The following is a 323-nucleotide window of genomic DNA, read 5'->3' as shown; positions in this document are numbered from 1 at the left end:
TTAGCCGAAATAGCAAGTGAATTTGATTTAGGAGACTATTTACAATTAGGACAAGGAGAATTAAAAAGCGGAGGATTCCGTCGCGAATCCATTTTAGCTAATACGGTAGAGGCTTTAATAGGTAGCATTTTTTTAGATAGCAATATTGATATCGTAGCAGAATTAATTCTAAAATGGTATGCTAAACGTTTAAAAAAAATCAGCCCTGGAGATACACAAAAAGATCCTAAAACTAGATTACAAGAATATTTGCAAGCTAAACATTTACCTTTACCAACATATTTAGTTGAACAAGTATACGGTGAAGCTCATAATCAAGTTTT

The 323-nt window shown here is 32.2% G+C and carries 1 protein-coding gene; it reads left to right on the top strand.

What is annotated here, in order from left to right; translation table 11 throughout:
• Nucleotides 1-323, top strand: a 323-nt coding sequence (locus LDP10_RS03355) for a ribonuclease III family protein (protein WP_414734444.1), incomplete at both ends; no start/stop codon positions are given.

Source organism: Buchnera aphidicola (Pemphigus obesinymphae) (genome assembly GCF_026122815.1).
In the GTDB taxonomy this organism is placed as follows: domain Bacteria; phylum Pseudomonadota; class Gammaproteobacteria; order Enterobacterales; family Enterobacteriaceae; genus Buchnera_C; species Buchnera_C aphidicola_BJ.
Note: the sequence above shows the minus strand (reverse complement) of the source record. Positions and strands in the feature narration are given on the sequence as shown.